This is a genomic window from Coprococcus sp. RTP21428st1_C9_RTP21428_210409 (genome assembly GCF_040227395.1).
GTDB classification, from domain to species: Bacteria; Bacillota; Clostridia; order Lachnospirales; family Lachnospiraceae; genus Coprococcus; species Coprococcus aceti.
Window position 1 is genome coordinate 1 of the sequence record NZ_JBEHVV010000040.1, and the last position, 26,424, is coordinate 26,424.

At 43.1% G+C, this 26,424-nt stretch carries 24 protein-coding genes and 1 pseudogene; 1 reads left to right on the forward strand and 24 read right to left on the reverse strand.

Features of this window, described 5'->3' with window-relative positions; translation table 11 throughout:
* The 14 genes and pseudogenes from ABUA34_RS08810 to ABUA34_RS08875 all read right to left on the reverse strand — a co-directional run.
* A pseudogene (locus tag ABUA34_RS08810) lies at window positions 1-445 on the reverse strand (hypothetical protein); the annotation flags it as partial.
* A 17-nt stretch (window positions 446-462) separates the two neighbouring features.
* Window positions 463-2,052, reverse strand: a complete 1,590-nt coding sequence (locus tag ABUA34_RS08815; RefSeq protein ID WP_161172007.1) for an MBOAT family O-acyltransferase — start codon at window positions 2,050-2,052, stop codon at window positions 463-465.
* A gap of 31 nt (window positions 2,053-2,083) precedes the next feature.
* A complete protein-coding gene (locus tag ABUA34_RS08820) occupies window positions 2,084-3,505 on the reverse strand; it encodes an SLC13 family permease (RefSeq protein ID WP_015533820.1) in 1,422 nt (473 codons plus the stop codon).
* Between the two features lie 101 nt (window positions 3,506-3,606).
* Window positions 3,607-5,004 carry a sensor histidine kinase gene (locus ABUA34_RS08825; protein ID WP_161172008.1) on the reverse strand — a complete coding sequence of 466 codons (1,398 nt, stop codon included), beginning with the start codon at window positions 5,002-5,004 and terminating at the stop codon, window positions 3,607-3,609.
* On the reverse strand, window positions 4,998-5,666 hold the full coding sequence (locus ABUA34_RS08830) for a response regulator transcription factor (RefSeq protein ID WP_349823176.1): 669 nt from the start codon (window positions 5,664-5,666) through the stop codon (window positions 4,998-5,000). Before ABUA34_RS08830 ends, ABUA34_RS08825 begins: the two co-directional genes overlap by 7 nt.
* Window positions 5,667-5,826: 160 nt before the next feature.
* The gene (locus ABUA34_RS08835) at window positions 5,827-7,053 is read right to left on the reverse strand and encodes a PP-loop family protein (protein WP_118649698.1); all 1,227 of its coding nucleotides are present in this window, start codon (window positions 7,051-7,053) and stop codon (window positions 5,827-5,829) included.
* 90 nt (window positions 7,054-7,143) lie between these two features.
* Window positions 7,144-8,550 carry an amidophosphoribosyltransferase gene (locus tag ABUA34_RS08840; protein ID WP_015533815.1) on the reverse strand — a complete coding sequence of 469 codons (1,407 nt, stop codon included), beginning with the start codon at window positions 8,548-8,550 and terminating at the stop codon, window positions 7,144-7,146.
* Between the two features lie 87 nt (window positions 8,551-8,637).
* Window positions 8,638-8,835 (reverse strand): hypothetical protein, encoded by a 198-nt coding sequence (locus ABUA34_RS08845; RefSeq protein WP_161172010.1) that lies wholly within the window; start codon window positions 8,833-8,835, stop codon window positions 8,638-8,640.
* A gap of 125 nt (window positions 8,836-8,960) precedes the next feature.
* The gene (locus ABUA34_RS08850) at window positions 8,961-9,902 is read right to left on the reverse strand and encodes a DUF3137 domain-containing protein (protein WP_161172011.1); all 942 of its coding nucleotides are present in this window, start codon (window positions 9,900-9,902) and stop codon (window positions 8,961-8,963) included.
* A 148-nt stretch (window positions 9,903-10,050) separates the two neighbouring features.
* Entirely contained in the window at window positions 10,051-11,058 is a 1,008-nt protein-coding gene (locus ABUA34_RS08855) for a LacI family DNA-binding transcriptional regulator (protein WP_243147883.1), read from the reverse strand.
* A 115-nt stretch (window positions 11,059-11,173) separates the two neighbouring features.
* The gene (malQ, locus tag ABUA34_RS08860; RefSeq protein ID WP_349093400.1) at window positions 11,174-12,673 is read right to left on the reverse strand and encodes a 4-alpha-glucanotransferase; all 1,500 of its coding nucleotides are present in this window, start codon (window positions 12,671-12,673) and stop codon (window positions 11,174-11,176) included.
* Window positions 12,674-12,757: 84 nt separating this feature from the next.
* Window positions 12,758-13,651 (reverse strand): carbohydrate ABC transporter permease, encoded by an 894-nt coding sequence (locus ABUA34_RS08865; RefSeq protein ID WP_015533812.1) that lies wholly within the window; start codon window positions 13,649-13,651, stop codon window positions 12,758-12,760.
* Window positions 13,651-14,493, reverse strand: a complete 843-nt coding sequence (locus ABUA34_RS08870; protein ID WP_022216660.1) for a carbohydrate ABC transporter permease — start codon at window positions 14,491-14,493, stop codon at window positions 13,651-13,653. The genes ABUA34_RS08865 and ABUA34_RS08870 overlap by 1 nt, the downstream gene beginning before the upstream one ends.
* 266 nt (window positions 14,494-14,759) lie before the next feature.
* Window positions 14,760-16,097 (reverse strand): ABC transporter substrate-binding protein, encoded by a 1,338-nt coding sequence (locus ABUA34_RS08875; RefSeq protein ID WP_022216659.1) that lies wholly within the window; start codon window positions 16,095-16,097, stop codon window positions 14,760-14,762.
* Window positions 16,098-16,388: 291 nt separating this feature from the next.
* Between ABUA34_RS08875 and ABUA34_RS08880 the strand changes: the two genes are divergently transcribed.
* Window positions 16,389-16,823: a cupin domain-containing protein gene (locus ABUA34_RS08880; protein WP_349823177.1), complete on the forward strand. Its 435-nt coding sequence runs from the start codon at window positions 16,389-16,391 to the stop codon at window positions 16,821-16,823.
* 230 nt (window positions 16,824-17,053) lie between these two features.
* Here ABUA34_RS08880 and ABUA34_RS08885 read toward each other — a convergent pair whose 3' ends face one another.
* The 10 genes from ABUA34_RS08885 to ABUA34_RS08930 form a co-directional block, all read right to left on the reverse strand.
* The gene (locus ABUA34_RS08885) at window positions 17,054-17,587 is read right to left on the reverse strand and encodes a hypothetical protein (RefSeq protein ID WP_349823178.1); all 534 of its coding nucleotides are present in this window, start codon (window positions 17,585-17,587) and stop codon (window positions 17,054-17,056) included.
* Between the two features lie 370 nt (window positions 17,588-17,957).
* A complete protein-coding gene (locus ABUA34_RS08890) occupies window positions 17,958-18,737 on the reverse strand; it encodes an amino acid ABC transporter ATP-binding protein (protein ID WP_004850188.1) in 780 nt (259 codons plus the stop codon).
* Between the two features lie 99 nt (window positions 18,738-18,836).
* On the reverse strand, window positions 18,837-19,523 hold the full coding sequence (locus ABUA34_RS08895; protein WP_004850185.1) for an amino acid ABC transporter permease: 687 nt from the start codon (window positions 19,521-19,523) through the stop codon (window positions 18,837-18,839).
* A gap of 51 nt (window positions 19,524-19,574) precedes the next feature.
* Window positions 19,575-20,372 carry a transporter substrate-binding domain-containing protein gene (locus ABUA34_RS08900; protein ID WP_055223155.1) on the reverse strand — a complete coding sequence of 266 codons (798 nt, stop codon included), beginning with the start codon at window positions 20,370-20,372 and terminating at the stop codon, window positions 19,575-19,577.
* A 232-nt stretch (window positions 20,373-20,604) separates the two neighbouring features.
* Complete coding sequence (locus tag ABUA34_RS08905) at window positions 20,605-21,789, reverse strand: cation diffusion facilitator family transporter (protein ID WP_349823179.1); 1,185 nt, start codon at window positions 21,787-21,789, stop codon at window positions 20,605-20,607.
* A 103-nt stretch (window positions 21,790-21,892) separates the two neighbouring features.
* Window positions 21,893-22,288 carry a 30S ribosomal protein S9 gene (rpsI, locus tag ABUA34_RS08910; RefSeq protein ID WP_004850181.1) on the reverse strand — a complete coding sequence of 132 codons (396 nt, stop codon included), beginning with the start codon at window positions 22,286-22,288 and terminating at the stop codon, window positions 21,893-21,895.
* An 18-nt stretch (window positions 22,289-22,306) separates the two neighbouring features.
* A complete protein-coding gene (gene rplM / locus ABUA34_RS08915) occupies window positions 22,307-22,741 on the reverse strand; it encodes a 50S ribosomal protein L13 (protein ID WP_349823180.1) in 435 nt (144 codons plus the stop codon).
* A gap of 233 nt (window positions 22,742-22,974) precedes the next feature.
* Window positions 22,975-24,192 (reverse strand): iron-containing alcohol dehydrogenase, encoded by a 1,218-nt coding sequence (locus tag ABUA34_RS08920; protein WP_349823181.1) that lies wholly within the window; start codon window positions 24,190-24,192, stop codon window positions 22,975-22,977.
* 400 nt (window positions 24,193-24,592) lie between these two features.
* Window positions 24,593-25,330, reverse strand: coding sequence for a tRNA pseudouridine(38-40) synthase TruA (gene truA / locus ABUA34_RS08925; protein ID WP_349823182.1), 738 nt, complete (start codon window positions 25,328-25,330; stop codon window positions 24,593-24,595).
* A gap of 186 nt (window positions 25,331-25,516) precedes the next feature.
* Window positions 25,517-26,317 carry an energy-coupling factor transporter transmembrane component T family protein gene (locus tag ABUA34_RS08930; protein ID WP_015533803.1) on the reverse strand — a complete coding sequence of 267 codons (801 nt, stop codon included), beginning with the start codon at window positions 26,315-26,317 and terminating at the stop codon, window positions 25,517-25,519.
* Window positions 26,318-26,424 lie beyond the last annotated feature (107 nt).

Here is a 26,424-nt window from a genome sequence, read left to right on the forward strand (position 1 = left end):
GTATCATCTCAAACTTCGTCGATGATGGTCTCATGCCCGATGTCATGACCTCCATACGATAATTGTAATGCTCATCCTTTATCTTTGTGACATCGCCTCGTATGATAATACTTCTGACCTCAACCACAAACAAATCCAGATCCTGGGTCTTTGCAGCCTCTTCCATGAGATACGGCGCAAGTCTTATATCCTGAGCCGCAGTACCTATGAGCATCGATGTGTACCCCTGCTCCTCATACGCCTGAGTCGGTATCCAGTATCTGTACATCGAGCTGGAGCCGATGAGCACCGTATTGATGGTGTTATCCTCCTCCGCATAGTAGTTTGTCCACACATCAGAGTCAAAATCCTGTGGTCTCGCCAGTTCTCCCGCCTTGTTCAAGCCAAGGAAAAGCACTGTACATATCGAAAATACTGATATTGTATATTTTATCCACGCTGGCATATCTTTCTCCCTTCTCATTAGAACTGTTCATATATAAATGATGCGCCCGCACCAGAGCCGTATACTCCGCATATGGCAATGAATGCCAGACCTGCTGCCATGACCAGCCATTTGAATACTATGTTCTGCTTTGCAAGCCATTCTCTGACATCGCCTGTGCTGCCTCTTCTCTCCATGATCTCCTGCGCGATAGACACAGCAAGAAGGAGAAGGCATCCAAATATCAAAACTCTCCACTCTCTTCCTGAAAGTGAAAATTCATCCACAATATTATACACCCTTGAGTGATCAAAAACCATGGAACGGATCATCCAGATCGAGCTTCGGATTCCCTGTCCCATAAATATAAGACGTCCGATGACACAGAGGATGAATGTTCTGAGCATTCTGAATATCTCCCAGCTTATGCAGTCAGTCTTTATCCTGAGCGCCTTTGTAAGCTTTGCCAGCGGTTCCTCAAAAAGTGTCGACATGCATATCAGCACTCCGTGATACAAGCCCCATGCTATATAATTCCACTTTGCGCCGTGCCAGAGACCGGTCAGCACCCACACACACAGGATAGGTATGCTCGCTGCAAATACCTTTCCTATCACATTTCCTAGGTGATCTCTTATCTTGACATTGAGCTTGAGGAACAGCTTTGATGTTGACACCGGGTAGAATACATATTCTCTGAAGAATGCACCCAGTGACAAATGCCATCTTCTCCAGAACTCAGGAAGTGTCTGTGAAAAGTATGGTCTTCTGAAGTTCTCTCCCAGAACGATGCCGAAGCACTCTGAAGTGCCCCTTACTATGTCCATACATCCTGAGAAATCGCAGTATATCTGGATGGAATATGCGATTCCCACTGCCAGGAATATTCCGCCATGATAATCAAATGTATGCCCAAATATCTCTTTTGTAAAAGCTCCTATCCTGTCAGCTATAACGATCTTCTTCACAAATCCCCAAAGCATGAGCCAGACACCTCTCATGATAGTGTCCATATTGAAGCTGTGCTCCTCCCAGAGCTGATATCCTACTTCCTCATATCTGGCTATAGGTCCCTGGGTAACATGTGGGAAATAAAGCACATATGACAGGTATCTGAAGAAATTCTTCTGCGCTGATATTCGTCCGTTATACAGATCCACGAGATATGAGATCATCATGAATGAGTAAAATGATATTCCCAAAGGTGCTATGAGATTCCAGTCAGGAATGCTCTGCAATCCGTCGTATGGTATGAATCTCTTTATATTGTCGAGCACAAAGCCAAATGCCTTGAACACCGCCAGAACACCGATAACTATGACAAGTGCCCACACAAGGAACTTCTTTCTCTTCGCCTTCTCAGCAGCCTTGATCTTTCGTGCGGTTCTTCTGTCCGCATCCTTTGCCAGCTCCTCCTGCTCGTCCAGACTCTTCTGCAGCCTCAGTGAGAACAGATACACGACAACAGCCGTGGCAATGACCAGAAACAAGTACTCTATCCCGGCATATCCGTAGAACACAAGACTCGCAAGGAGCAGTATCACCCACTGTATCTTCTTTGGAACTATGTAGTATAGCACTATTGTACACAATAAAAAAACTATAAATGTATAAGTTACTACTGACATGTCCTCTCCCTCTTCTACAAGTAAAAATTATTTATACACTGCTAAACGCCGGCCAGTATTTTAACAGCAGCGCACATGCTACTGACATGACCGCCAGAACCAGCAGAGTTATCTTCCAGCCCTCTTTGAACATATACTTTGGCGACAGGCCGTATCCAACCGGTATCGCCCTGATGGATGTCGGAAGCATGTATGACAGGTTGACTCCCACAGATGCCACATATATGTACGGTATCGGATTGAGTCCGCAGCCCTGTGTGATGGATATTACCAGCGGCATGGCTACCGCAGCCGTGGCTGTGTTGGATGTCACATCCGACATGAGAAGTGTAACGGCAAGTATCACGAACACTGTGATAAATCCGCCCTTCATATCAAGCTTTGATATACACTCACCAAGTGCCTCTGCAGCACCGGATTTGTTGATGAGTGTTCCGGCGGCAAGTCCACCGGCAAATATATACATAAGTCCCCAGATGATCTTACCCTGAACATTCTTCCACACCATAATACGCTCTCCGTTCTTGTTGGTGAGAAGGAATGATACTATGGCGCATATGATAAATACATACGCCGGCTTGAGTCCCGGAAGTATGCTCTGGTAGAGCTGTCTGGTAAATGCAAGCACCGTGGCAAGAACAAATAACACAAGTGCTATCTTCTCCTCGTAGCTCATAGGAGGAAGCTCCTTGTATTTTGCTACAAAGTATTCCCTTGAACCGCCAAGCATCTCTGTCTTCTTCACATCACGGATCATGAACAGGATATTTACAAGCACAAGTATGAGCATGATAGGCAGGAATCTCACGACCCACGAAGAGTACATGTACTCCTCGCCTGTTATCTGCTGTATATATTCGACCGTCACAAGATTCATCGCACCTCCGAGCGGCGATGCCAGACCACCGAGTCCGGTTGCATATGCTATCGTGAGAAGTATCTTTGATGCAGTCTTGTTTGTCTTGATGTCGTCCATTCCTATATACTTGAGCATGGCGATCGCTATAGGTGTGATCGTCGCACATACCACTGCATTTGGAAGCACCGCTGACAGAACTGCAGACAACACAAACCAGAACACAAGCTGTATCCTCAAACTGCTGCCGATAAGTCTCAGGAATGTAATGGCTATCCTCTTGTCAAGCCCGGTATTCTCCCACATCACGCTTATGATGGAAGCTCCCAGAAGAAGCAGTATCGTCTCGTCTGCGTAGTTGGAAATGACCGCCGACATGTCAGTCATCTGAAATATCGCATTTAAGGCTATCGGGAGGAATGCAGTTACCGCATAGTCCACCGGGCCTGTTACCCACCAGTACGCCATCCACATGATGGTTCCTATCGCTGCTCTTGACTCAAATGTCGTGAATACTCCGTGTGGCAAAAGTGCCGTAAACAGCCCGAATAACAATGGGCCGATCAGTAAATGTACTATTCTCTTTCGTTCTTTCATAAATATATCTCCTATTTTCAATAAAACACTGATTTTAAATTATACACATTTAAAATTAATCTTTCATTAAAAAAATTAATATATATTAAAATCCACAGACATTATTCTGCATTTACCGGGATTTTAAATGTAAACAGGCTTCCTTTTCCGGGCTCACTGTCAACATCCACGATTCCGCCGTAATATCTGGCGATCTGCATTACCTGTGACAACCCCAGGCCAAAACCCTCCGCACTTCTATCCGGCTCACCTCTGTAAAAACTCTCAAATATCTTTTCCTTTGTGCTCTTATCCATTCCCCGGCCCTCATCCCTGACCGAGATAAAATAGCTGTCATTTTTCACACCGCAGGACACATGGATATTACCTCCATCATTGCTGTACTTCACCGCATTTGACATCAGATTGTTCACGACGATAACTATATGGTTCATATTCGCTTTGACCATCGTCGGCTTCAGGTCGTAGGTAAACTTAAGATTCTTCTTACAGATGTACTCCACATCATCGCACACAGACTCCACCACATCCAGCAGATCTACATCCTCAACCGCTATGACTGCGTTTTCATTGTCCATGACCGACATCTGAAGAAGCTGTTCTATGAGCCCCTTCATACGTGAGGTCTGTCTCTCGAATACCTCTATGCTCTCAAGCATCTCCTCATCGCCATTCTTCTCCGCGATCTCCCTGGAAAGCTGACACTGGGCATGCATGACTGCTACAGGTGTTCTCAGCTCATGGGATACATTTGCATTGAACTCAGCCTGTCTCTCAAGCTCCTGATGGACTTTTCTGTACAGGTTGTTATTCGCATCGGTCAGCATATCAAGCTCTTTGAACGGACCGTCATACTCCAGATTCTCTGTAAAATCAAGATTGTCCACGCTCTTATCTATCGAACGGTTCAGGCTTCCCATTGGAACTGCTACCAGTTTCCTCAAAGCAAATGCATATATCACAAATGCTATCAGCACGATTCCAATAACACAGTATGATTTATATAACAGTTCACTGTAATTGCTCTCTATATCCCTGACGGATACCATGACACAGATCTTGTATTTAGAAGTCTTCTTCAGCGGCTCTTTGTCTGTTCTTCCCTGCCTGACGACCGCAAAATACTTGACCTTCCCTGCATCTATATGCATAAGATCTCTTATGCTTATATCCGGATTATCCGCATATTCCTCAGGCACCTCGCCGTCAAGGATCTCGCCGTCATTTCCCTGAAGGAACACATATATCTGCTCATTACTGTCCGGATCGTCTTCACGGTCGTAAAATCCATCATCTATATGTGGCTTCTTCTGTGAATCATACACTATGTATCGTCTGATCTGGGCTACCTCCTGTGTCAGCTTCTTATAAGCCATCAGGTTCATATCATCCTTCATAAGATTGTTCTGGATGACCAGCAGACAAGATATACCCACCACCAGAATAAGCGCTGTAATTATAATAGTGTATGTTACAAATGATATTTTTCTCTTTAACATTCCAGTTTATAGCCGACACCTCTTATAGTATGGATCAGCTTCTCCTCATAATTATCGTCTATCTTCCTTCTCAGATAACGGATATACACATCTATCACATTTGAATTGACTTCGTCATCTATGTTCCAGATGTTCACCCGTATCTGTTCCCTAGTTACTACCACATTTCTGTTTCTGGCTAGGTACTCAAGGATAGCATACTCCCTGACCGTGAGATCAATTACCTTTCCATCCCTGATCGCCTGTCTGTTGTTCATGTCGACCACCAGTGAACCACAGGTTATCACATTCTCATTTACCGGATTCTGGGTTCTCAGCATGACCCTGAGTCTTGCCATAAGCTCCGAGAACTCAAATGGCTTTGTCATATAATCGCTGGCTCCGGCATCCAGTCCCCTGACTATATCCTGTGTCTCCGTCTTGGCCGTGAGGAAAAGCACAGGAACCTGTATCCCCGCATTTCTCATCTCGCGCAGGACTGTTATTCCGTCCTTGTTCGGGATCATTATATCCATGATCGCCCCGTCGTAATTCTCCGCTTCCATATAATCAAGTGCCGCCTGTCCGTCATAACAGGCATCCACATTATAGCCCTCTTTGACCAGCTTACTGCATATTATGCTGTTCAGATCCTTCTCATCCTCAACTACAAGTACACGCATACATCCATCCTCCCTGTCATTTTCATCTGTTGGCCACTACAGTATATCGCTGCACGATCGCTGAACAGATATATATTGCCATGCTTTTATGAAAATAACATTAAAAGCCGTCACTTACATCTGCCAAATGTAAATAACGGCTCTCAAATGCTGTTTTTATCTATTCTGTCTTACCGCTCTTCTCATCGTAGGTATCAAGAAAGCTGTGTCTCACGCCTCCCTGCTTGTACTCTATAAGGGTATCGATATTGACATTCTCCACACTCTTGAATATGTTGCCCTCCACAAACGGATTTGTCTTCTTGAGTGTCGCTATAAGCTGCTTGATCTCCTGACGCTTGGACTTCGTCTCCTCATTGTTACATGTTGTGCATGTGTCAGTGAACTTACATGCGCACTGTATGAAATGAAGCTCGTTGTAATCTCTCCACGCCTTGATGTCGTCCTCTCTCACCATATAGAGAGGTCTGATTAGTTCCATTCCCTCAAAATTGGTGCTGTGGAGCTTCGGCATCATGGTCTGCATCTGCGCTCCATAGAGCATACCCATGAGTATGGTCTCTATGACATCATCGTAGTGGTGTCCAAGAGCTATCTTGTTACAGCCAAGCTCCTTCGCATAGCTGTACAGATGGCCTCGTCTCATTCTTGCACAGAGATAACACGGCGACTTCTCTACGTTATACACTGAATCAAATATATCAGACTCAAATATCTGGATAGGGATGTTCAGCATCCTGGCATTATCCTCTATGACCTTGCGGTTTGCCGGGCTGTAACCCGGATCCATAACTATGAACTTGAGCTCAAATGGGAACTTGTTGTGCCTTTTCAGCTCCTGAAAACACTTTGCCATGAGGAAGGAATCCTTGCCGCCCGATATACATACGGCTATCCTGTCGCCCTCCTTCACCAGCTCATATCTGTTGATGGCCTTTGTGAAGTTGCACCATATCTTCTTGTGGAACTTCTTGCGGAGGCTCTTCTCAACGTCGGCACATATATCAGTCTGTTCCTGCTTGCCCATGGTGTAGAGCAGCCATGATATATATCCGCCTTTGAGGCTCACCGCATCGTATCCCAGCTCCGTAAGTCTCTCCGCCAGCGGAATGCTGTTGGTTCCGTGGGTGCAGCAGATTATGAGTTTCTTTCCCTTTGAGTTGTCCCCGGGCATATATTTCTCAACCGGGAATATCTCACTGGCTGTCTCCGCCAGATTCTCCGGCATCAGCTTGTCCGTCTGGACTGCCATCGCACCCGGGATTGCTCCGTGGGATATCTCAACTTCATCCCTGATGTCAACTATCAGATATGAATCCTTATCCAGTTCCTGTATCTCTTCTATTGTGATTTCATTTGAAGTTTCTTTTGAGTTTTCTAATGCCATATCCCTGTCACCATTTTTCTTAGTATTACAAATAAGCTATTTTTATATATGCTACTGTCTGCTGCATATGGCATCGCCGTCATCCGCAGCTTACTCCTTGCCATCCCAGCAGTATGTACAGAGCTTGCACTTCTCAACTCCGCACGCCTCAAGCATATCGTCAAGTCTGTTGAATCTGAGTGATGTGAAATGCAGCTCCTTGCAGATCTCATCAACCATCTTCTCATACTTCTCTGAATCAGGATCTGTGTACTCCTGAAGTACCTCATCTGTCACATTTCCGTTCTCAAGTCTCTCGATAACTCTTCTTGTTATAAGATCCATCTCTGATGATGATCTTGAGAAGTTAAGGTATTTACATCCGTATACAAGTGGTGGACATGCAGGTCTGATGTGCACTTCCTTGGCACCGCTGTCAAACAGATACTCGGTTGTCTCTCTGAGCTGTGTTCCACGCACGATGGAATCGTCTATGAGCAGAAGGCTCTTATCCTTTATAAGATCCTCAACTGCCAGAAGCTTCATCTTGGCTATGAGATTACGCTGGCTCTGTATGGTCGGCATAAATGAACGTGGCCATGTCGGTGTGTACTTGATAAATGGTCTTGAGAAAGGTATTCCAGACTCATTTGCATAGCCGACTGCATGCGCTGTTCCTGAATCCGGAACTCCGGCTACGATATCAGGCTTAACGTTATCTCTCTTTGCCATGCTGGCTCCGCAGTTGTATCTCATCTGCTCTACGCTCATACCCTCGTATGAACTTGCAGGGTAACCATAGTATACCCACAGGAATGTACATATCTTCATGTCCTTGCCCGGCTGCACAAGCGTCACGCAGTTGGACGGTGTGAGTACGACAACCTCACCAGGGCCGAGTTCTTTATAGTCATGATAGCCAAGGTTCTTGTAGGCAAAGTTCTCAAATGACGCACAGAATGCACCATCCTTCTTGCCTATGACCACAGGAGTTCTTCCATGCATATCCCTGGCTGCATATATTCCATTCTGGTTCATGAGCAGGAGTGACAGAGAACCGTCTATCTTCTCCAGCGCATATCTTATTCCATCTATCAGATTATCCTTCTGGTTGATGAGGGCTGCCACAAGCTCTGTGCTGTTGATATCCCCTCCGCTCATCTCAAGGAAATGTGAATGTCCCTGATCAAATATCTCCTTGGATATCTCGTCAACATTGTTGATCTTGCTGACAGTTGTCAGAGCATATGTTCCGTGATGTGAACGCACTATGAGTGGCTGTGGCTCATAATCGGATATACATCCTATTCCAAAATAGCCCTTCATGTTCTGCATATCTTTGTCGAACTTTGTTCTAAATGGAGCATTCTCGATATTGTGTATGGATCTGTCAAATCCCTTATCTCCATACACTGTCATGCCTCCGCGTCTTGTTCCAAGATGTGAATGATAGTCTATTCCAAAGAACAGATCAAACACACAGTCATCTTTTGCCGCTACTCCAAAAAATCCACCCATTGTTTTCCTCCTGAAGTGATAAAAATTTGTCATTTTCGCAAACATATCTATATTAGCATAGGACCAGCATGGTTTACAATATATTTATTAGTAATCGGCAGCCAGTCCGAAAAAGCAAACCTCCATCTCCCTGTACACCTTGTTTGACTTCTTCTCATAGGCCGTTCTCTTTTCCCTAGAGTATAAAAGTTTATACTCGCTACCGATAGGATGTTTCTTTCTGTTTATCTCCTGATTTACCATATAAGAATCCGGCTCACCGCTGTATGGATCGATGTATTCCACTGTGGGTTGTGCATATCCCGGCAATTTTGTCCTGCCGGTCAGGGTATCGTATCCTATGATCTTTCCGGTTATTTCCTACATTTAACACATTCTCACTGTATATAAACATTCTATCATTTAACCAACTACTGAAAAAGATCTGTATTCATACCAAAGACATCAATAACTTTCAAAATATCGGAAAGTTCATCCCTAAATTTCTGACGATACTCCTCCATGTCACCATTATCCCTGCCATTGTTACTAAGTTCAAATAAATCTCTGTCATTCTTTATCGCTACTGCCACCATATTGCCAGCGATCTGTATCTCCATAAATCCTTCAAGTCCCATAAGTCCCTGCATAAGCTGTGGCGTCAATACCCTCAAAGCAAGCTGGCTGTCAGAGGCATATATATCGAACCTGTTATCAAATGACGCGTTGCCCGTCATAAAACTGTTACATGAATCCCCAGAACTCAATACACTTGATAATATGCCACTTTTCTTTTCATTTTTCATTCTTCGACTAATTCTCTCCTGGATATGTACAAAACCATTAACATTCTTATGGGAAGTAGCCGTTATGAGCTGACCTTTAAAATTGACAACATTATCGCCAGGAAACTCGCCGTCCGGTGAACCCTTTGTTTCCGTTCTGAGTGTGAGATCACTGAATGTAAATTCTACTCCCCTGTATATTCCATGTATAAAGTCAGAACCATCCATATTATTAAATGAAGGAAGAATCGGACAATTATGTAAAAATGCCTCATTTGTATATCCATTTGGCATGTATTCAATCACATGAAAGCGCTCTCCAAGGACACTCCGTACAACATACTGTCCCATGAGTTCCTTGAGGTCTTTAAGTTTATTTGTCTCCATATATGAGAACAGGAAAAATCCGCCTACAAACAAAGCCGGAATCAGCAGCCAAGCAGAGTCTAATTCATAGCCATTTCTAGATACCACCATAAACGCAACAAATGGCGCAAATATTCCTATAAAAGAAACAATCTTAAACACCTTAAGCACTTTACATAGTTTGTGTTTTTCTAATATTTCCGATTCTATATTCTGATCCATCTTCTCATCTCCAAACTGTGATAAATACGCTATACGAATCTCAGAGCCTTACCGAACTTTTATCTCATAAAAAAATCGCCCTATACTGATATATAATATACCAGTATAAGACGAATTCAAACTTAATTAAAAAGATTTTCCCTGAATCCTAGCCGATGCTCTTAACGCTTTCTCCCTCTATCAGGGAATATGGCACTATCTCATGTTCACCAGCTGCTGCATAATTTATATGCTTGAGCATGATGTCAACACTTCTCGATGCCATGATCTCTTTATTCTGTTTTATTGTTGTAAGTCTTGGTACACAGTATCCTGCCAGCTCTATTCCATCAAATCCAGTAACTGACAGCTCCTCCGGAATATGTTTGCCCAGATCAGCAGCCGCTCTCATGACGCCGATCGCTATCGTATCACTGAGAGCCATGATTGCTGTAACCTCCGGCTGTTCCTCCAAGAGACGCTTCGTGGCCTCATAACCTGCCTTCATAGAATACCTGCACGGAATATATGTAAACTCCGCCCGGTCATCATGCTGCCACTCATCTATAGCCCTCTTGCAGCCTTCATATCTATTGAAACTTATCTGTTTCTCGGACACCTGCCCTCCTATGACTCCGATGCGCCTGTGGCCTTTTTCAAGAAGATACCTTGTCATATCGTATGTCGCTGCCGTGTCATCTATCGTTATGGAGGATATGTTGTCATTTGCAAGAATCTCTCCGCCGGTCGTGATTATGACTCCCGGAATCTCAAACTCTTTCACACGCTCATCAAAAAGTGCAAGATTGGCACCCAAAAACATGATTCCCTTCGGATTCACGCTATGAGTGAGTTTGATGGCATACTCGATCTCGTCACCATCCTCGTCTATGTACTCCACTATGACATCCTCATCATATCCAGCAAGCAGGTTCTGTATCCGCTCTACTATATCCGCAAACAACATATTCTGGTTTCCTTTTATGATGACAACCACCGCCGATTTCGCTGACATTTTGAGGAGCTTTGCGTTGACGTTCGGCTCAAAGCCGTTTTCCTCTATAACCCTGAGTATCTTCTCTCTGGCTGCATCGCTGACTCCGGTCTGATTGTTGATCACCCTGGACACGGTTCCGATACCATAACCTGATATACGTGCAATATCCTTTATTGTCATAAGCTGTATCCCACTTTTCTCTTTTATTCCCAATAATTATATTATCCCAATATGTGGAGGTCAAGAAAATACTCTACTTATCATTTCCCGGTAAATATTTTTAGAGAGTACTTTTTCACATCTTGCTTCTCCCGGTCATCAGTGTAAGTCTGCCTATTTCCTCTGCAAGATCATCATCCGTATCGTCGGATATCATGCGCCACCTCCAGTTATCGCCAACTGTGGATGGCTTATTCATCCTCGATTTATTGTCTAGCCCCAAATAATCCTGCATCGGTATAATACAAAGATCTGCAATACTTCTCATAGCAAGCGTGATAAATGGGACATTGATCAGACGGTCCGGTGTATAATGAGCTGCCATATAATCCCTTGCCATGTCTCTGGATCTCTGATCTATACTGCTCCACCAGCCAATAAGTGTCTCATTGTCATGGGTTCCCGTATATACAACACAATTTCGTATGTAATTATGTGGAAGATAATCAGATGCCGCCCCGGTGTCTCTCACATCAAAGGCAAACTCCACAACCTTCATTCCCGGAAATCCGGAATCATGCACAAGCTTTCTGACCGAATCAGTCACAAAACCAAGATCCTCGGCAATGACATCTCTCTTACCCAGAGCTTTTTCTATATTCCTAAACAGATCCATCCCTGGGCCCTTTTTCCACTTGCCATTCACAGCTGTTTCCTCACCATATGGAATGGCATAATATTCATCAAAGCCTCTGAAATGATCAATCCGGACTACATCATAAAGCTTATAGCTATGTCTCATTCTGGCTATCCACCAGCTGTAACCGGTCTGCCTGTTCAGCTCCCAGTCATATATTGGGTTTCCCCACAGCTGTCCGGTCTCCGAAAACCCATCAGGCGGACATCCGGCAACCTCGTATGGTCGCCTGTCCTCATCAAGCCTGAAAAGCTCCGGGTGTGCCCATACATCTGCGCTGTCCATAGCTACATAGATTGGGATATCTCCTATGATCCTTATATGGTTCTTGTTGGCATAGCTCTTCAGCGCATTCCACTGAGTATAAAACAAATACTGCATGTACTGCTGAAAATGTATCTCATCCGCAAGCTCAATCTGCATCTGCTGCACCGCATCAGGCTGCCTGTTTCTTATATCCTGCGGCCACTCTGTCCACGGAATTCCACCAAGCGAATCCTTTACAGCCATAAATAGTGAATAATCATATATCCACTCTTTGTTCTCATCCATGAACATGGAAAACTCCATGCTGTCAGTCATTTTCCATCTCTCATATGCTTTCCTGAGGAGACTGTATCTTCCATTATAAATTTTGCTATAATCAACGTATCTGTCATCATCTCCCCAGTCTATCTCTCTGCACTCGCGGTCTGTGAGCAGTCCCTGATCCACAAGTGTATCAAGATCTATAAAATATGGATTTCCAGCAAATGTCGAAAATGACTGATACGGCGAATCCCCATACCCGGTGGGACCCATGGGAAGTATCTGCCAGTAACTCTGGTGTGCAGACCTAAGCCAGTCAACGAAACGATATGCCTCTTTTGAGAAGCTGCCAATTCCATACTTTGACGGGAGGCTTGATATAGCAAGCAGTATTCCTGCTGATCTTTCCATCTGAAATCTCTCCTTTTAACCAATTTCAGGCGGCTGCGAATCTCACAACCGCCTGTTATTTTTACATTTAATGATATTATATTACTATCCCTTTACGGCACCAGCTGCAACACCCTTGATGATGTACTTCTGTGCACAGAGGTAGAATACAACAACCGGAATGATAGCCATAACAAGGCACGCCATGATCGCTCCCATATCTACTCTTCCGTAGCTGCCCTTCATATACTGGACAACTATAGATATCGTCTTGTATTTCTTGATGTCGAGTACCAGATATGGCAGAAGGAAATCATTCCATATCCACATAGCCTCAAGTATTCCTACAGATATGTAAGTAGGTTTCATGATAGGGATAACAACCCTGAAAAATGTCTTGAGTGGCGTACATCCATCTATCATCGCAGCCTCCTCGACCTCCAAAGGAATGGACTTGATAAATCCGCAGAACATGAATACTGCAAGACCTGTTCCAAATCCAAGATACACGATCACGATTCCCCATGGAGTAGTAAGGTGAAGTGCATCCGCAGTTCCAGCCAAAGTAAACATAACCATCTGGAAAGGTATTACCATAGAGAACACGCAGAGCAGATATATGATCTTTGTCGCTATATTCTTGACTCTGGTTATATACCAGGCTGTCATAGAGCAGAACAGCAGAATTGCTGCTACTGAGAGAACCGTTATCACAACTGTCCAGCCCACTGCCTTAATGAAATCATACTGTGTTATAGCCGTTTTATAATTGTCCAGGCCTATGTAGCTGTGCTCATTTGGCAGTTCAAATGTCTCCAGACTGATAAACGTCTTGGCTTTCAGAGAGTTTATAATTACGATTATTATCGGTGAAACAAATATTATGGAAATAATGGTAAAGAATAAAGTAGCCAGAATTCCCATAGCCGTCGGTTTTTCTTTCACTCTGTATACAGGCTTTTTATCCGCTGTATTTGCTGTTTTCTGTATCTTCGCCATTACTGCTGCACCTCCTTTGATCTTGTAAGCTTAAGCTGTATGAGTCCTATCACTACTACCAGTATAAAGAATATGACTGCCTTGGCCTGACCTACTCCCTCATATCCTACTCTTCCATAAAACGTCTCATATATATTGAGCGCAAGCATCTCTGTCTTATGAAGAGGCTCGCCTCCTGTGAGTGCCAGGTTCTGGTCAAACAGTTTGAACGAGTTGGTTATTGTGAGAAATGTACATATAGTTATGGATGGCATCATGTTCGGGATCGTAACTCTGAAAAGTCTCTGTGTTCTATTTGCGCCATCAATCATGGCCGCTTCCTGAATGTCTTCAGGTATTGCCTGAAGTCCTGCAATATAAACGATCATCATATATCCTATCTGCTGCCAGCACACAAGTATAACCAGTCCCCAGAAACCGAGGACTTCATTGAGTTTCAGGGCTGTGTCAAACTTTGAGAATATGGCATCAAATATAAGCTGCCATACATATCCAAGTACGATACCACCTATAAGATTCGGCATAAAGAATATCGTTCTGAATATATTAGTTCCTTTGATTTTCTGTGTAAGTGCCAGTGCCACAAGAAATGCAAGAACATTTATAAGCACAAGTGTGACAATCGCAAATAATGTTGTAAACTTAAATGCATCCGGGAATGTTGCGTCCTTGAATGCGTCTATATAATTCTGTAATCCTACAAATTCAGCGTCCCTTATGGTCGTGAACTTACAGAAGGACAGATATATTCCCTCGGCAAATGGCACGATAAATCCTATAACAAACGCAGCCATTGTCGGTATCAGAAACACCGGCCAATATCTTTTTATCGTTTTCTCCATAATTTTTTTGATAACCTCCACTCTGTTGCATATCAATTTTCTTTCCAATATCTTTTGAGTCTAAAAATGGATATGTAGACATATTTGCATATGAATACATATCCATCTCTAGTCTGGCACCTCCGGGTATGAGCTGCCTTTGCAAAGCTGTTAGCCTTCCTGGTGTCCTGCAGCTTGCAGGACTTTATTCATATTTTAAGTTGGGTTTATTTTGTGATGTTTTTTTATTTTGGGGTTGTGTACTATTGTTTATTTGTTAATATGTTTTATTTTGACTTTGCTGCAGCAGCCTCTTTAGCCCATCCGTCTACAAATGCGCTCTTTACAAGATCCCAGTTGGCATCTGTCTGATCTGCCGCATATGTTGTAAGTGCTGATCCGAGGTCGTTCTTCCACTGCTCTGATGGCATTGTTGTGAAGTTCCAGCTTACAGGTGTCTTGCCCTCTGCTACATACTCATTTGCAATGTTTACAAGAAGGTTTGTTGACTCAATGTTCTTCTTGAATGGTGTTACAAATCCCATTCCATCAGCTCCTGATGGCATAGCACCCTCTGAACCACAGATTGCCTTAAGTGCGACATCATCTGTAGCACACCACTCCATGAAGTCAAGAGTTGCCTGGATATCTTCCTCTGAAGCCTTAGCATTTACACACCAGTAATTCTCACTTCCTGTACAGAGTCCCTGATTCTCCTCACCATCTACTCCGATATAGATAGGGAGCATTCCGAGGTTGTCATCGCCAAGTGATGATACATCTGAGTATGCCCATGTACCATTCTGATAAAATACTGCCTGTCCTGAAACAAACTCTGCAACCGCATCATCACCAGTCTTTGTGCTGAGCTGCTTTGGATCGGTTGTTGAGTTGTTGATGTACAGATCCCATACATTTCTGTAATTATCAAGATATGTACCCTTGATCGCATCTGTAGTATCGATTCCATCAGCCTTGTATTCATAGTAGATTGGAAGATTTGCAAGATGTGTCTTGAATCTCCAATCTGATGATCCGTCCATTCCAGCTGATGTAAATGCTGAGAATCCTAATTTGTCTGAGTTAGCTGTTATATCCTCTGCCACCTTCTTGAGGTCTGCAAATGATTTGATATCATCCTCTGTGTATCCAGCTTTGCTTAAAAGCTCTTTGTTGTAAATGATTCCGTATGACTCTATAACATATCCGATTCCTGCGACCTTATCGCCATCCTTAAGTGCAAAGTCCTCAGATGTGAGTTCTTTATACACCTGTGATGATCCAAGATCATAACAATAGTCCTTCCAGGAAGCAAGACCAACCGGTCCATTTACCTGGAACAGGGTAGGTGATTCTGACTTACCCATCTCACTCTTAAGAGTAGTCTCATACTGACCAGAAGCTGCTGTAACTACCGTAACATCAACGCCTGTCTCTTCTGTGTACACCTTAGCAAGCTCCTGCCACTGTGCATCCTGCTCCGGCTTGAAGTTCAGATAATATACAGAGCCCTTTGCATCTGCCTTCTTTCCTGCTCCATCTGAATCTCCTGAGCCACATCCTGTCAACATGGTACCTGCCATCATAAGTGACAGTCCAAGTGCTGCAATACCTTTCTTGTTCATATTGGTTCCTCCCATAAAATAATAAAAATTTTTCCTTCAGTCATCTCTTATACGAGCTGCTTAATGGTTACTTTGTTTTTTCGGAAACGTTTTTGGAACCGTTTCCATTTGATATATCTTATATTAGTTGTTTATGTACAAAATGTCAATACTATTTTCAATTTTTTTATCACTTTTTGCATTTTTTCACATAGCTCACAATCCAGGTTACATAAAAATGTATAATTTTTGTCATATTCTATCCTTTCTGAATACTATAAATAGAACTATTAAATCTAAAAGGACTATCCTATGAAATGCAACAACCATTGTTCTCCGAACAGACCTGACTGTCGTGACAACATCTGCACTATAGACCTCCGGGATAAAGCGTTACAGAACCACAATTACCGCGAAACCGTGTGGACCGGCTGTTTCATGCAGATGACAGTCATGTGTATACCTGCCTGCTCAGATGTAGGTTTGGAAATCCATGATAATACCGATCAGATCATCCGGATCGAACAGGGACAGTGTTCAGTCAGAATGGGCTGCTGCCCAAACGAACTGTGCTTCCGTCAGAATCTTTGTGCAGGAGAATGCGTCTGTATACCAGCCGGCACATGGCACAACATCATCAACATCGGCAATAATCCACTGAAACTCTCATCCATATACGCCCCACCACATCATCCCAGGGGAGAGACACAGACCACCAAAGCCATGGCTATGGGAATGGATTGCTGATATGTTTTCATGTGACATGAGGTAGAACGCATTGCCGAATTTATTGTTCCATTGTTTTAAGCATGCTTCTGTCCTCCATCAAAAAAGACACCAAATTCTGCCTGCCCGTCTGATATTGGGCAAGCGGCATTTAGTGTCTTTGCTGCTTCTACTATACTTTATTGTTTTCTCTGTGTCATCACTGCATTGGAAAAACTGTATCACATTTCAATCATGAGATCACATTTCTCCTACTCATTCTCATCCCCTTCCTCTTCATACCAATCGTCCTCATATCCATCTTCCACATAGTCTATGTCATATTCATCGGCTTTGTCTGCTTCTTCATCGCTCAGTTTAGCATATATTCTTCCATCGTCCCAATCATCTGGCATATAGAGATGCGGCTCATTGTCCCCCCACTTATATGAATGCATCACCTTAACGTCAGACAGATCCAGGACGGACTCCATCAATATTGACTTCATATAGTTCTTCACTGTTTCCGGCGCAAGATTGACAAATTCCACTATCGGGTATCTCTGAAAACGGATAGCATTGGTCGATGTCCCATACCCTGAATTCTCAAAGCTGGCATTTACCGGTCTTTCAATTACACTGAGTGATATATTTGTAACAGTGCATACCTCTCGTTTATCAAAAACATATATTTTACCCTCGCTGGTCAGTACCTGTACACGACCATCATTTATTCTGACCTTATCAATACTTCCTGTTTCTCTTTTTGTTTTTTCTACACCTGTTGTTTTTCTTGTTAATGGCATAATGTTCTCCTCCTGTAAAACAAATTTTTAATGTCATGCTTTGTATTCCGTACGGTATATCCAATAGTACACACTGACCTTTTTTTACTCAACGTCTGGGTAGATTTTTTTATCCCTCTGGGTAGACCTCCGATATGTCATTTTCTTGTTTTTTTGTGCATGGGGTAGATGGCATCCCTATCTGCCATGCCTATGTTTCTTATTTCATTTATATATGGGGGAGAATTGCTGCCTTGTTTCTTATTATTGTTTTGTAAATTTTGTATAGTATAGTTTCAGACGGTTTTTCAGATTTTTAGTGATTATTTTTTATATAAACAGAAAATCCCGGTGCATCATTTTTTCGATACACCGGGATCTTATACATCTTTTATGAATATGATGAAAGAAATTGCTTTGTCCTCTCCATCTTCGGATTGTCAAATACCTGGTCAGGTCTTCCCTGCTCAAGTATGTATCCATCATCCATGAATATGACCTGACTTGCAACATCCTTTGCAAATGCCATCTCATGGGTAACAATTATCATGGTTGTCTTTTTGTCTGCAAGGTTTCTGAGAACCTTAAGTACCTCTCCTGTGAGCTCCGGATCAAGAGCCGATGTAGGTTCATCGAAACACAGGATGTCCGGCTGCAACGCAAGCGCCCTTGCTATAGCAACTCGCTGGCACTGTCCGCCTGAAAGCTGGTGAGGATAGTTGTTCATTCTGTCCTCAAGTCCCATCTGGCGTAGAAGTTCCTCTGCCTGAACTCTTATCTCATCGAGTATATTCTTCTTATTTACTTTGAAATCCGGTCTCTCCTTTGCAAGAAGCTCTCTTGCAAGCATTACGTTCTGAAGCGCAGTGTACTGTGGAAAGAGATTAAATGACTGGAACACAAGTCCAAAATGCAGTCTCTTCTTGCGCACCTCCGACTCCTTGAGTGTCTCCGGCTTGTCAGTGTCAAGCAGGATCTCATCATTTACACGGATAACTCCATTGTCCGGCATCTCCAGAAAGTTCAGACAGCGAAGAAGTGTTGTCTTTCCACTTCCTGATGATCCTATGATAGAAAGGACCTCGCCCTGCTCCAGAGAAAAGCTTATATCCTTGAGCACATCTGTCTTGCCAAACTTCTTTTTTATATGTTCAACCTCTAATATAGCCATAGCTGCTCCTCCTATTAATCTGTATCGCCCCTCTGCTCCGCAGCGGGGCAGGTCGTCGGAGCCGATTCCGAGTATGAACTGCGTTCATTGCGGCTCCTCCTATCTAAAAAAATCAAGTTTCTTCTCTAATTTGCCAAGTAAAACTGTGAGTACGCCATTCCATATCAGATAGTAGAATGCGCAGAAGAAGAGTGGCCATATCGCACCAGAGATTCCCTGTGAACCCTTCATGAATGCCTGTCCTGCCCAGATTATCTCCTGAAGTGCGATGATACGGGCAAGGGACGTATCCTTGACCAGAGTTATGATCTCGTTGGACATCGCCGGAACTATCTTCTTTATCATCTGCAAAAGCTTGACCTTGAAGAATATCTGCTTTGGAGTCATGCCAAGCACAAGTCCGGCCTCCTCCTGTCCTACAGGAATACCCTGAATACCTCCACGGTAAATCTCTGAGAAATAGCAGGCATAGTTCACTATGAATGACACCGATGCCGCTACAAATCTTCCGCCTTCGCCGCCGCCCCATACCGGGTTGTGGAATACAAGTCCCGGGAAATAATATATGATGAGCAGCTGTATCATAAGTGGTGTACCTCTCACTATCCATACAATGAACTTCATAAGATAGCTGAGCGGTTTAAACTTTGACATGGAACCGAGTGCTATGAGAAGTCCAAGTGGAAATGCACCGAGCAATGTCACGAAGAACAATTTTAATGTCTGTATAAATCCTGTATTAAGAGCTCCAAGTACGACCGGGAGCTGTTCAAAAAACAAATCCATAATAATTTTTCTCTCTAAGTGATGGTAAAAATACTAATTATATCTTATCTATTACTTTGCAAGTGCAGCCTGTACCTTATATGTCTCAGCACACTTCTCCATTGAACCGTCAGCCTTACTGTCTGCAAAGAACTTGTTGAGCTCAGCTACAAGATCTGAGTCCTTTCTGAAGCCAACGCCATACTCCTCGCTGTTGAGACCTACGGTATATGTGAGCTTGTCATAACCTGTTCCCTCACCAACCATAGCTGCTGCCATAAGCGAATCAATGATTGCTGCATCTGATGTTCCAGCTGCAACTTCCATGAGTGCATCTGCCTGTGCCTTTACCGCTGTATAGTTGAGACCAAGCGCCTTGGCCTGATCCTCGCCTGCGCTTCCTGCCTCTACAGCAAATGTAAGCTCCTTGATGCTGTCTACTGTCTGATACTTGTCTGCCTTATCATTTGGCACGATAACTACCTGAGCATTGTTGCAGTATGCATCTGAACATGCCATTGAGCTTGTAACCTCATCTGTAAGTGTCATACCATTCCATACACAGTCGATGGTCTTGCCGTCAAGCTCCATGATCTTGTTGTCCCAATCTATCTCTACGAACTCTGCCTTTACCCCAAGGCTCTCTGCAAATGCTGATGCCATATCCGCGTCAAATCCGATCCAGTTGCCTGACTCATCCTTGTAATCCATCGGTGCGAAGTCTGTAACGCCGACAACGAGAGTTCCCTTATTCTTTACATACTCCAGATCACTCTTTGACTCACTCTTAGATCCGTTATCAGATCCGCCACATCCAACCAGTGAAAGTCCCATTGCTGCCACTAAGAGCAGTGATAATAACTTTTTCATACTTTTTTCCTCCTGAAATATACTTAAATATACTTGGCAGATGCATGAAACACACTACACTGGGCATCTGCATGATATACAGCCCTATTAGGGCACAACACGGTAACATAGTAACAGTTTATCATGGTAAAGTCAAATCTAAGATTATGAAAAAACATGTAAATATATTATGTAATAATAATAACCACAGAAGGTCTTACTCTTCTGTGATCAGGATGCTCACCATCTGGAATTATTTTACATACGCTCTGTCAATATGTATCACACAATAGTAATTTTTATTGTACTCACTAACTTTTTCCTTGATATAGGATATTATCTGTTCTTCTGACATTTGATATCCATGTGGCAAAACCACATCAAAAATCAGATTGGAATGTGTTGAACCCTTTACCATTCTAAAGTCGTGAAACTGAACATTTTCATTTTTTCTGCTATCCTTATTAAGTGATTCTATAATTTCAGTGATCCGCGCTTTCGCAGCATTTGTCTCCTCATCGTCATCTACTATCGGGTCCATGTGAATGACAGGCTCACAATTTAGTTCTTTTCTGAGAGAGAATTCTATCTGATCGATCAGATCATGCAGTTCAAGAATATCTTCCTTATAAGGAACTTCTGCGTGCAAGCTGACCATAAGTCTGCCAGGTCCATAATCATGGACCACAAGATCATGAATACCAAGGATCCTTTTATCACACCTCACGATCTTCTCGATCTCGTCCACAAGCTCTGGTTCCGGTGCCTGACCAAGCAAGGGGCTGACCGTATCCTTCATTGCAGTGATGCCAGCTATGAGTATCATTACGCCCACCAATAACCCGCAATATCCATCTATAGGTATTTTCCAGAAATGAGCAGCAAGTGCAGATGCAAGAACAACCATTGTGGAAAATGTATCAGATAAACTGTCTTTTGCCGTCGCTATCATGGTCGCACTCTCTATCTTTCTGCCTATACTCCTGTTGTAGAAATACATATATATCTTTACTCCAATTGAAACAACGAGTATAACGGCAACTAGACTGCTGAATTTGGGAAGTTCCGGATGTAGGATCTTTCCGATTGAATCTTTAATAAGCTCGTAGGCCATCAATATGATCATGACTGCTACAAATAAGCCTGATATATACTCTATTCTTCCATGTCCAAACGGATGATCCGGGTCCGGTTTTCTGCCAGATAACTTAAAGCCTATCATAGATATCAACGAGCTTCCTGCATCTGATAAATTGTTGAACGCATCCGCCGTGATCGAGATAGCCCCCGAAAGTAATCCAGCGAAGAATTTTCCCAGGAACAATAATACATTCAAAAATATACCAACAGCTCCGCAAAGAACACCATATTTCTCCCTCACCTTGCTATCCTTATAATTATCTGATTTGATCCACAACTTCGACAATAATGTCACCATATCTTTTGTTCCTCCTAATCTGAATCTCAAAAGTTCTGAAAAAAAGAACCCACAAAAGCGTTGGACTTCTGCGGGTTCTTGATATATCTGAAATGATATATAATTATCTCTTTGAGAACTGTGGAGCACGACGAGCGGCCTTGAGACCGTACTTCTTTCTCTCCTTCATTCTTGGATCTCTTGTAAGGTATCCAGCCTTCTTAAGGATTGGTCTGTACTCAGCATCAACCTCAAGGAGTGCTCTTGAAATACCATGTCTGATAGCTCCAGCCTGACCTGTGAAACCACCACCACATACGTTAACGAGTACATCGTACTTACCCTCTGTGCCTGTAGCAACGAGTGGCTGCTTTACGATAACCTTGAGTGTATCAAGGCCAAAGTACTCATCCATATCCTTCTTGTTTATAACGATCTTACCAGTACCTGGAGTGATGTAAACTCTGGCGATACTGCTTTTTCTTCTTCCTGTTCCATAGAACTTTGTTGTCTTAGCCATCTGTTAATCTCCTCCTTCTTAGTACTTAATCTCTAATACTTCTGGCTTCTGTGCCTGATGCTTGTGATCTGCACCAACGTATACGTGAAGCTTTGTGATCATCTCTCTGCCAAGTGGTCCCTTTGGAAGCATTCCCTTAACTGCAAGGTAGATAACATCCTCTGGCTTCTTAGCCATCTTCTCACGAAGAGTTGTCTCTTTCATACCACCTACATAATCTGAGTGGTTGTAGTATACCTTCTGATCTAACTTCTTACCAGTTACCTGGATCTTGTCAGCGTTTACTACTATTACATAATCACCTGTATCAATGTGTGGTGTATATGTTGGCTTGTTCTTTCCTCTTAAAATGCTTGCGATCTCTGATGCAAGACGACCTAAAGTATGTCCTGTAGCGTCAACTACATACCACTTTCTCTCTATTGTTGATGGGCTTGCCATAAAGCTCTTCATCGTGGTACCTCCTAAATTATTCTTTTATAATCTTCTTTACTAATGTATATTCAGCACATTCCTTACCGGGGCATTGGTTCGAAACACACTTATAAACTTCGCATACTTTGCAAGTATATTATAATTACATTTTGTTGTCAACTATTTTTTCAACAAAAATATCCGGCGATACATGTGCACCGCCGGATACCATATTATCATTCATTCTTCTGTCTGTAAATACTATCTTTTATTTAGAAATCCACCTCTGTGTCATAGTAGCAGCACTTCAGCAGCTTCTCCATCTCCTCCTGGCTTGGCTGTCTTGGGTTGGAGCCTGTACATGCATCAAGTATCGCATTTGCAGCGATCTCAGGAAGTCTCTCAAGGAATACGTCCTCCGGAACAAAGCCCTGCTCACATGGATAGCTGTCAGGTCCGTAATTCTTGATACAATGAGGAATGTTCAGCTCGTCATTCATCTTGCGCAGATACGCAATAAGAAGGTCTACCTTCTCGTCGAGTGTCTCACCGCCAAGTCCCATGAAGTCCGCTATCTCTCCGTAACGAACCTTTGCGGTCTCATCCTTTGCATTGAAAGCGATAACCTTCGGGAGATACATCGCATTTGCTGCTCCGTGGATGATATGTGCGCCATAGTCAGCAAATGCTGCTCCGGTCTTGTGAGCCATCGAATGAACTATTCCGAGAAGCGCATTGGAGAATGCCATACCTGCAAGACACTGTGCATTGTGCATTGCGTCTCGCTTCTCCATGTCTCCGTTATATGATCCAACCAGATCATTCTGTATCATCTTGATGGCATGAAGTGCCAGAGGATCAGTAAAATCGCAGTTTGCTGTCGATACATAAGCCTCGATTGCATGTGTCATGGCATCCATACCGGTATGTGCAACCAGTTTCTGTGGCATGGTCTCTGCGAGCTCAGGATCAACGATCGCAACATCTGGTGTGATCTCGAAATCTGCAATAGGATACTTGATTCCCTTCTCGTAATCTGTGATGATCGAGAACGCTGTAACCTCTGTTGCAGTTCCCGATGTTGAAGAAATAGCGCAGAAATGAGCTTTCTTTCTAAGTTCAGGGATTCCAAATACCTTACACATATCCTCAAATGTCGCATCAGGATACTCATACTTTATCCACATAGCCTTTGCTGCATCTATAGGTGAACCACCGCCGATGGCCACTATCCAGTCAGGCTCAAATTCAAGCATGGCTGCTGCACCCTTCATAACTGTCTCAACCGAAGGATCTGGCTCAATTCCCTCAAATAACTTAACTTCCATTCCAGCTTCCTCAAGGTACTGAACTGCCCTGTCCAGGAATCCAAATCTCTTCATGGATCCGCCTCCGACACAGACCATTGCTCTCTTACCCTTGAATGTCTTGAGTGCCTCCAAAGCACCTTTTCCGTGATACAGATCTCTTGGTAACGTAAATCTTGCCATTGTTTGCCCTCCTAAAATCAAAATAAAAAAAACAATCATGTTATCTTCATTGAAACACCTTGAAATATTCCGAACACTTCGAAACAATTCCTGACATATCCGTCATGTAGCAGCATTTCAATGTAATTATAACATGATTGGCTCTTATTTTCATTATTTTTTGTGCATTTCAGACAATGTTTTTCATTTATTTTTCACTGTTTTGCTAGATGTTTTCCACTTTTTATTCTTATTTCTAGATTATGTGAACTCCCCACCGTCTAAAGCCAGTGGGATTGCAGTAGCCTTATTTCAAGTTATTATATACAAAATATAACCACGCTGTTTTGTAAACTGCCAACACATTATCAGCAATTTTATCTTATCCCGGCAGATATTATACGTTTGCAGCCGTTTACGTTTACAGATATTTTATCTCCACAAGAGTAAGCCCCTTGGCCTCGGCTTTCGGCCCTGCTTTCGTCCTATCCTTCGCCGCAAGTATTGACTCCATACAGTCCTCCGGCCAGATTCCAAGACCTATCTTCATCAAAGTTCCCACTATGATGCGGACCATATTGTACAAGAAACCATTGCCGCTGATCCTTATATGTATCATGTCGCCCGCCTTGTCTATGGTTATATCTGTTATTGTACGGACTGTATTCTCCACCTGAGACCTTGATGAACAGAAGCTCTTGAAATCATGCTCCCCAACCAGTACTGCCGCAGCCCGCTTCATCTTATCTATATCAAGTGGATAATAGACGAATGTCGAGTAAAGACGCTCCGTCGGCATATCAAATCTTCTGTTTAATATCTTGTATTCATATATCTTGATCGTGTCACAATATCTCGGATGAAAATCGTCAGCCACCTGGCATGACTCCTGTATCCTTATGTCTTCCGGGAGCCGCTGATTAAGCGCAAATGAAAACTTTTCTCCTGGTATCCCTGATTCAGTATCAAATACCGCCACATTTCCTAGGGCGTGCACTCCGGAATCCGTTCTGCTGGCTCCTATAACCTTTATATCCTCATGACAAAGCTCGCTGAGTGTCTTATTCAGGACTTCCTCAACCGTTATTCCATTTATCTGAACCTGCCATCCACAATAATTTGTTCCATCGTAGGCTACGATCAATTTTACTCTCTTCATATTCATACTAGGGATGTATCTGACACATCCGTATCCTTTTCTATATTATCGATGTATCTGAATTACGCTCCAATTCTTAATCAAGCCCGATCGTCATTGACTCTGTAATGTTTAAAACAAATCTATATACAAACGACTTTTGATCCCGAAGTGCGCATGTATCCCGAAATAAGATTGCAGGATTTCCTACATCACACATCTGTATACTATCATGCATCCCAGATACACCAACACTATAGCATAACTTACATAGTCTGTTCCACTGTATTTTAACGGATTCATGCGGCTCCTGCCTTCGCTGCCGTCAAAACATCTGGCATCCATGGCCTGGGCAAGATCTGTGGCCCTTCTTATCGCCGATACAAATAATGGTACAAATACAGGTACATAACTCTTTATCCTCTTGAATATATTGCCACTCTCGAAGTCCGCACCTCTGGAAAGCTGTGCCTTCATGATCTTATCCAGCTCCTCCATAAATATCGGGATAAATCGCAATGCGATCATAAGCATCATGGCCATATCAGACACCGGAACCTTTATTTTCTTCAAGAATCCCAGACTGCTCTCCAGTCCATTTGCCAGATTCATCGGTCTTGTAGTGTACGTCATGACAGATGAGCCTATTATGAGGTATACAAGGCGTATAACCACAAGCACCGTAGTCATCACACTGTTATCTGTTATGCGAAGTCTGTGCCAGCTCCAAAGTACCCGTCCGTCCCCGTTGAACACGCTGAATATTGCTGTAAACAGAATAAACATCCATATGACCTTCAGTCCCCTGCAAATGTATGTTATCGGCACCCTGCTCACCGCCACATATATACAGAGGAATGCCGTTGCGGCAAGTATCATGATCCAGTCCTTGCAAAGAAACAGCGATATGGCATATAGAAATGTTATTGCAAGCTTTGTTCTCGGATCCATTCTATGTATCACAGAATTGCCACTGTAATATTGTCCTATTGTAATATCTCGTATCATAGTAAATCTCCTATTCCGGGCACCCGGGAACATCTATACCGTACTGCTCAAGTAAGCTCCTGTCCTCAAAAAACTCACCTGTCCCTCCATCATACACTATCCTTCCA

Excerpts from the sequence above, each read along its gene's own strand:
- ABUA34_RS08920 (WP_349823181.1), bottom strand. The coding sequence starts at position 24,192 with ATGGCAAGATTTACGTTACCAAGAGATCTGTATCACGGAAAAGGTGCT.
- ABUA34_RS08880 (WP_349823177.1), top strand. The coding sequence starts at position 16,389 with ATGAAATGCAACAACCATTGTTCTCCGAACAGACCTGACTGTCGTGAC.
- ABUA34_RS08835 (WP_118649698.1), bottom strand. The coding sequence starts at position 7,053 with ATGGCATTAGAAAACTCAAAAGAAACTTCAAATGAAATCACAATAGAA.
- ABUA34_RS08840 (WP_015533815.1), bottom strand. The coding sequence starts at position 8,550 with ATGGGTGGATTTTTTGGAGTAGCGGCAAAAGATGACTGTGTGTTTGAT.
- truA (WP_349823182.1), bottom strand. The coding sequence starts at position 25,330 with ATGAAGAGAGTAAAATTGATCGTAGCCTACGATGGAACAAATTATTGT.
- ABUA34_RS08825 (WP_161172008.1), bottom strand. The coding sequence starts at position 5,004 with ATGTTAAAGAGAAAAATATCATTTGTAACATACACTATTATAATTACA.
- ABUA34_RS08865 (WP_015533812.1), bottom strand. The coding sequence starts at position 13,651 with ATGGCGAAGATACAGAAAACAGCAAATACAGCGGATAAAAAGCCTGTA.
- ABUA34_RS08895 (WP_004850185.1), bottom strand. The coding sequence starts at position 19,523 with ATGGATTTGTTTTTTGAACAGCTCCCGGTCGTACTTGGAGCTCTTAAT.
- ABUA34_RS08855 (WP_243147883.1), bottom strand. The coding sequence starts at position 11,058 with ATGACAATAAAGGATATTGCACGTATATCAGGTTATGGTATCGGAACC.
- malQ (WP_349093400.1), bottom strand. The coding sequence starts at position 12,673 with ATGGAAAGATCAGCAGGAATACTGCTTGCTATATCAAGCCTCCCGTCA.
- ABUA34_RS08900 (WP_055223155.1), bottom strand. The coding sequence starts at position 20,372 with ATGAAAAAGTTATTATCACTGCTCTTAGTGGCAGCAATGGGACTTTCA.
- ABUA34_RS08890 (WP_004850188.1), bottom strand. The coding sequence starts at position 18,737 with ATGGCTATATTAGAGGTTGAACATATAAAAAAGAAGTTTGGCAAGACA.
- ABUA34_RS08870 (WP_022216660.1), bottom strand. The coding sequence starts at position 14,493 with ATGGAGAAAACGATAAAAAGATATTGGCCGGTGTTTCTGATACCGACA.
- ABUA34_RS08905 (WP_349823179.1), bottom strand. The coding sequence starts at position 21,789 with ATGGTGACATTATTGTCGAAGTTGTGGATCAAATCAGATAATTATAAG.
- ABUA34_RS08930 (WP_015533803.1), bottom strand. The coding sequence starts at position 26,317 with ATGATACGAGATATTACAATAGGACAATATTACAGTGGCAATTCTGTG.
- rplM (WP_349823180.1), bottom strand. The coding sequence starts at position 22,741 with ATGAAGAGCTTTATGGCAAGCCCATCAACAATAGAGAGAAAGTGGTAT.
- ABUA34_RS08820 (WP_015533820.1), bottom strand. The coding sequence starts at position 3,505 with ATGAAAGAACGAAAGAGAATAGTACATTTACTGATCGGCCCATTGTTA.
- ABUA34_RS08815 (WP_161172007.1), bottom strand. The coding sequence starts at position 2,052 with ATGTCAGTAGTAACTTATACATTTATAGTTTTTTTATTGTGTACAATA.
- ABUA34_RS08885 (WP_349823178.1), bottom strand. The coding sequence starts at position 17,587 with ATGCCATTAACAAGAAAAACAACAGGTGTAGAAAAAACAAAAAGAGAA.
- rpsI (WP_004850181.1), bottom strand. The coding sequence starts at position 22,288 with ATGGCTAAGACAACAAAGTTCTATGGAACAGGAAGAAGAAAAAGCAGT.
- ABUA34_RS08830 (WP_349823176.1), bottom strand. The coding sequence starts at position 5,666 with ATGCGTGTACTTGTAGTTGAGGATGAGAAGGATCTGAACAGCATAATA.
- ABUA34_RS08875 (WP_022216659.1), bottom strand. The coding sequence starts at position 16,097 with ATGAACAAGAAAGGTATTGCAGCACTTGGACTGTCACTTATGATGGCA.
- ABUA34_RS08850 (WP_161172011.1), bottom strand. The coding sequence starts at position 9,902 with ATGGATCAGAATATAGAATCGGAAATATTAGAAAAACACAAACTATGT.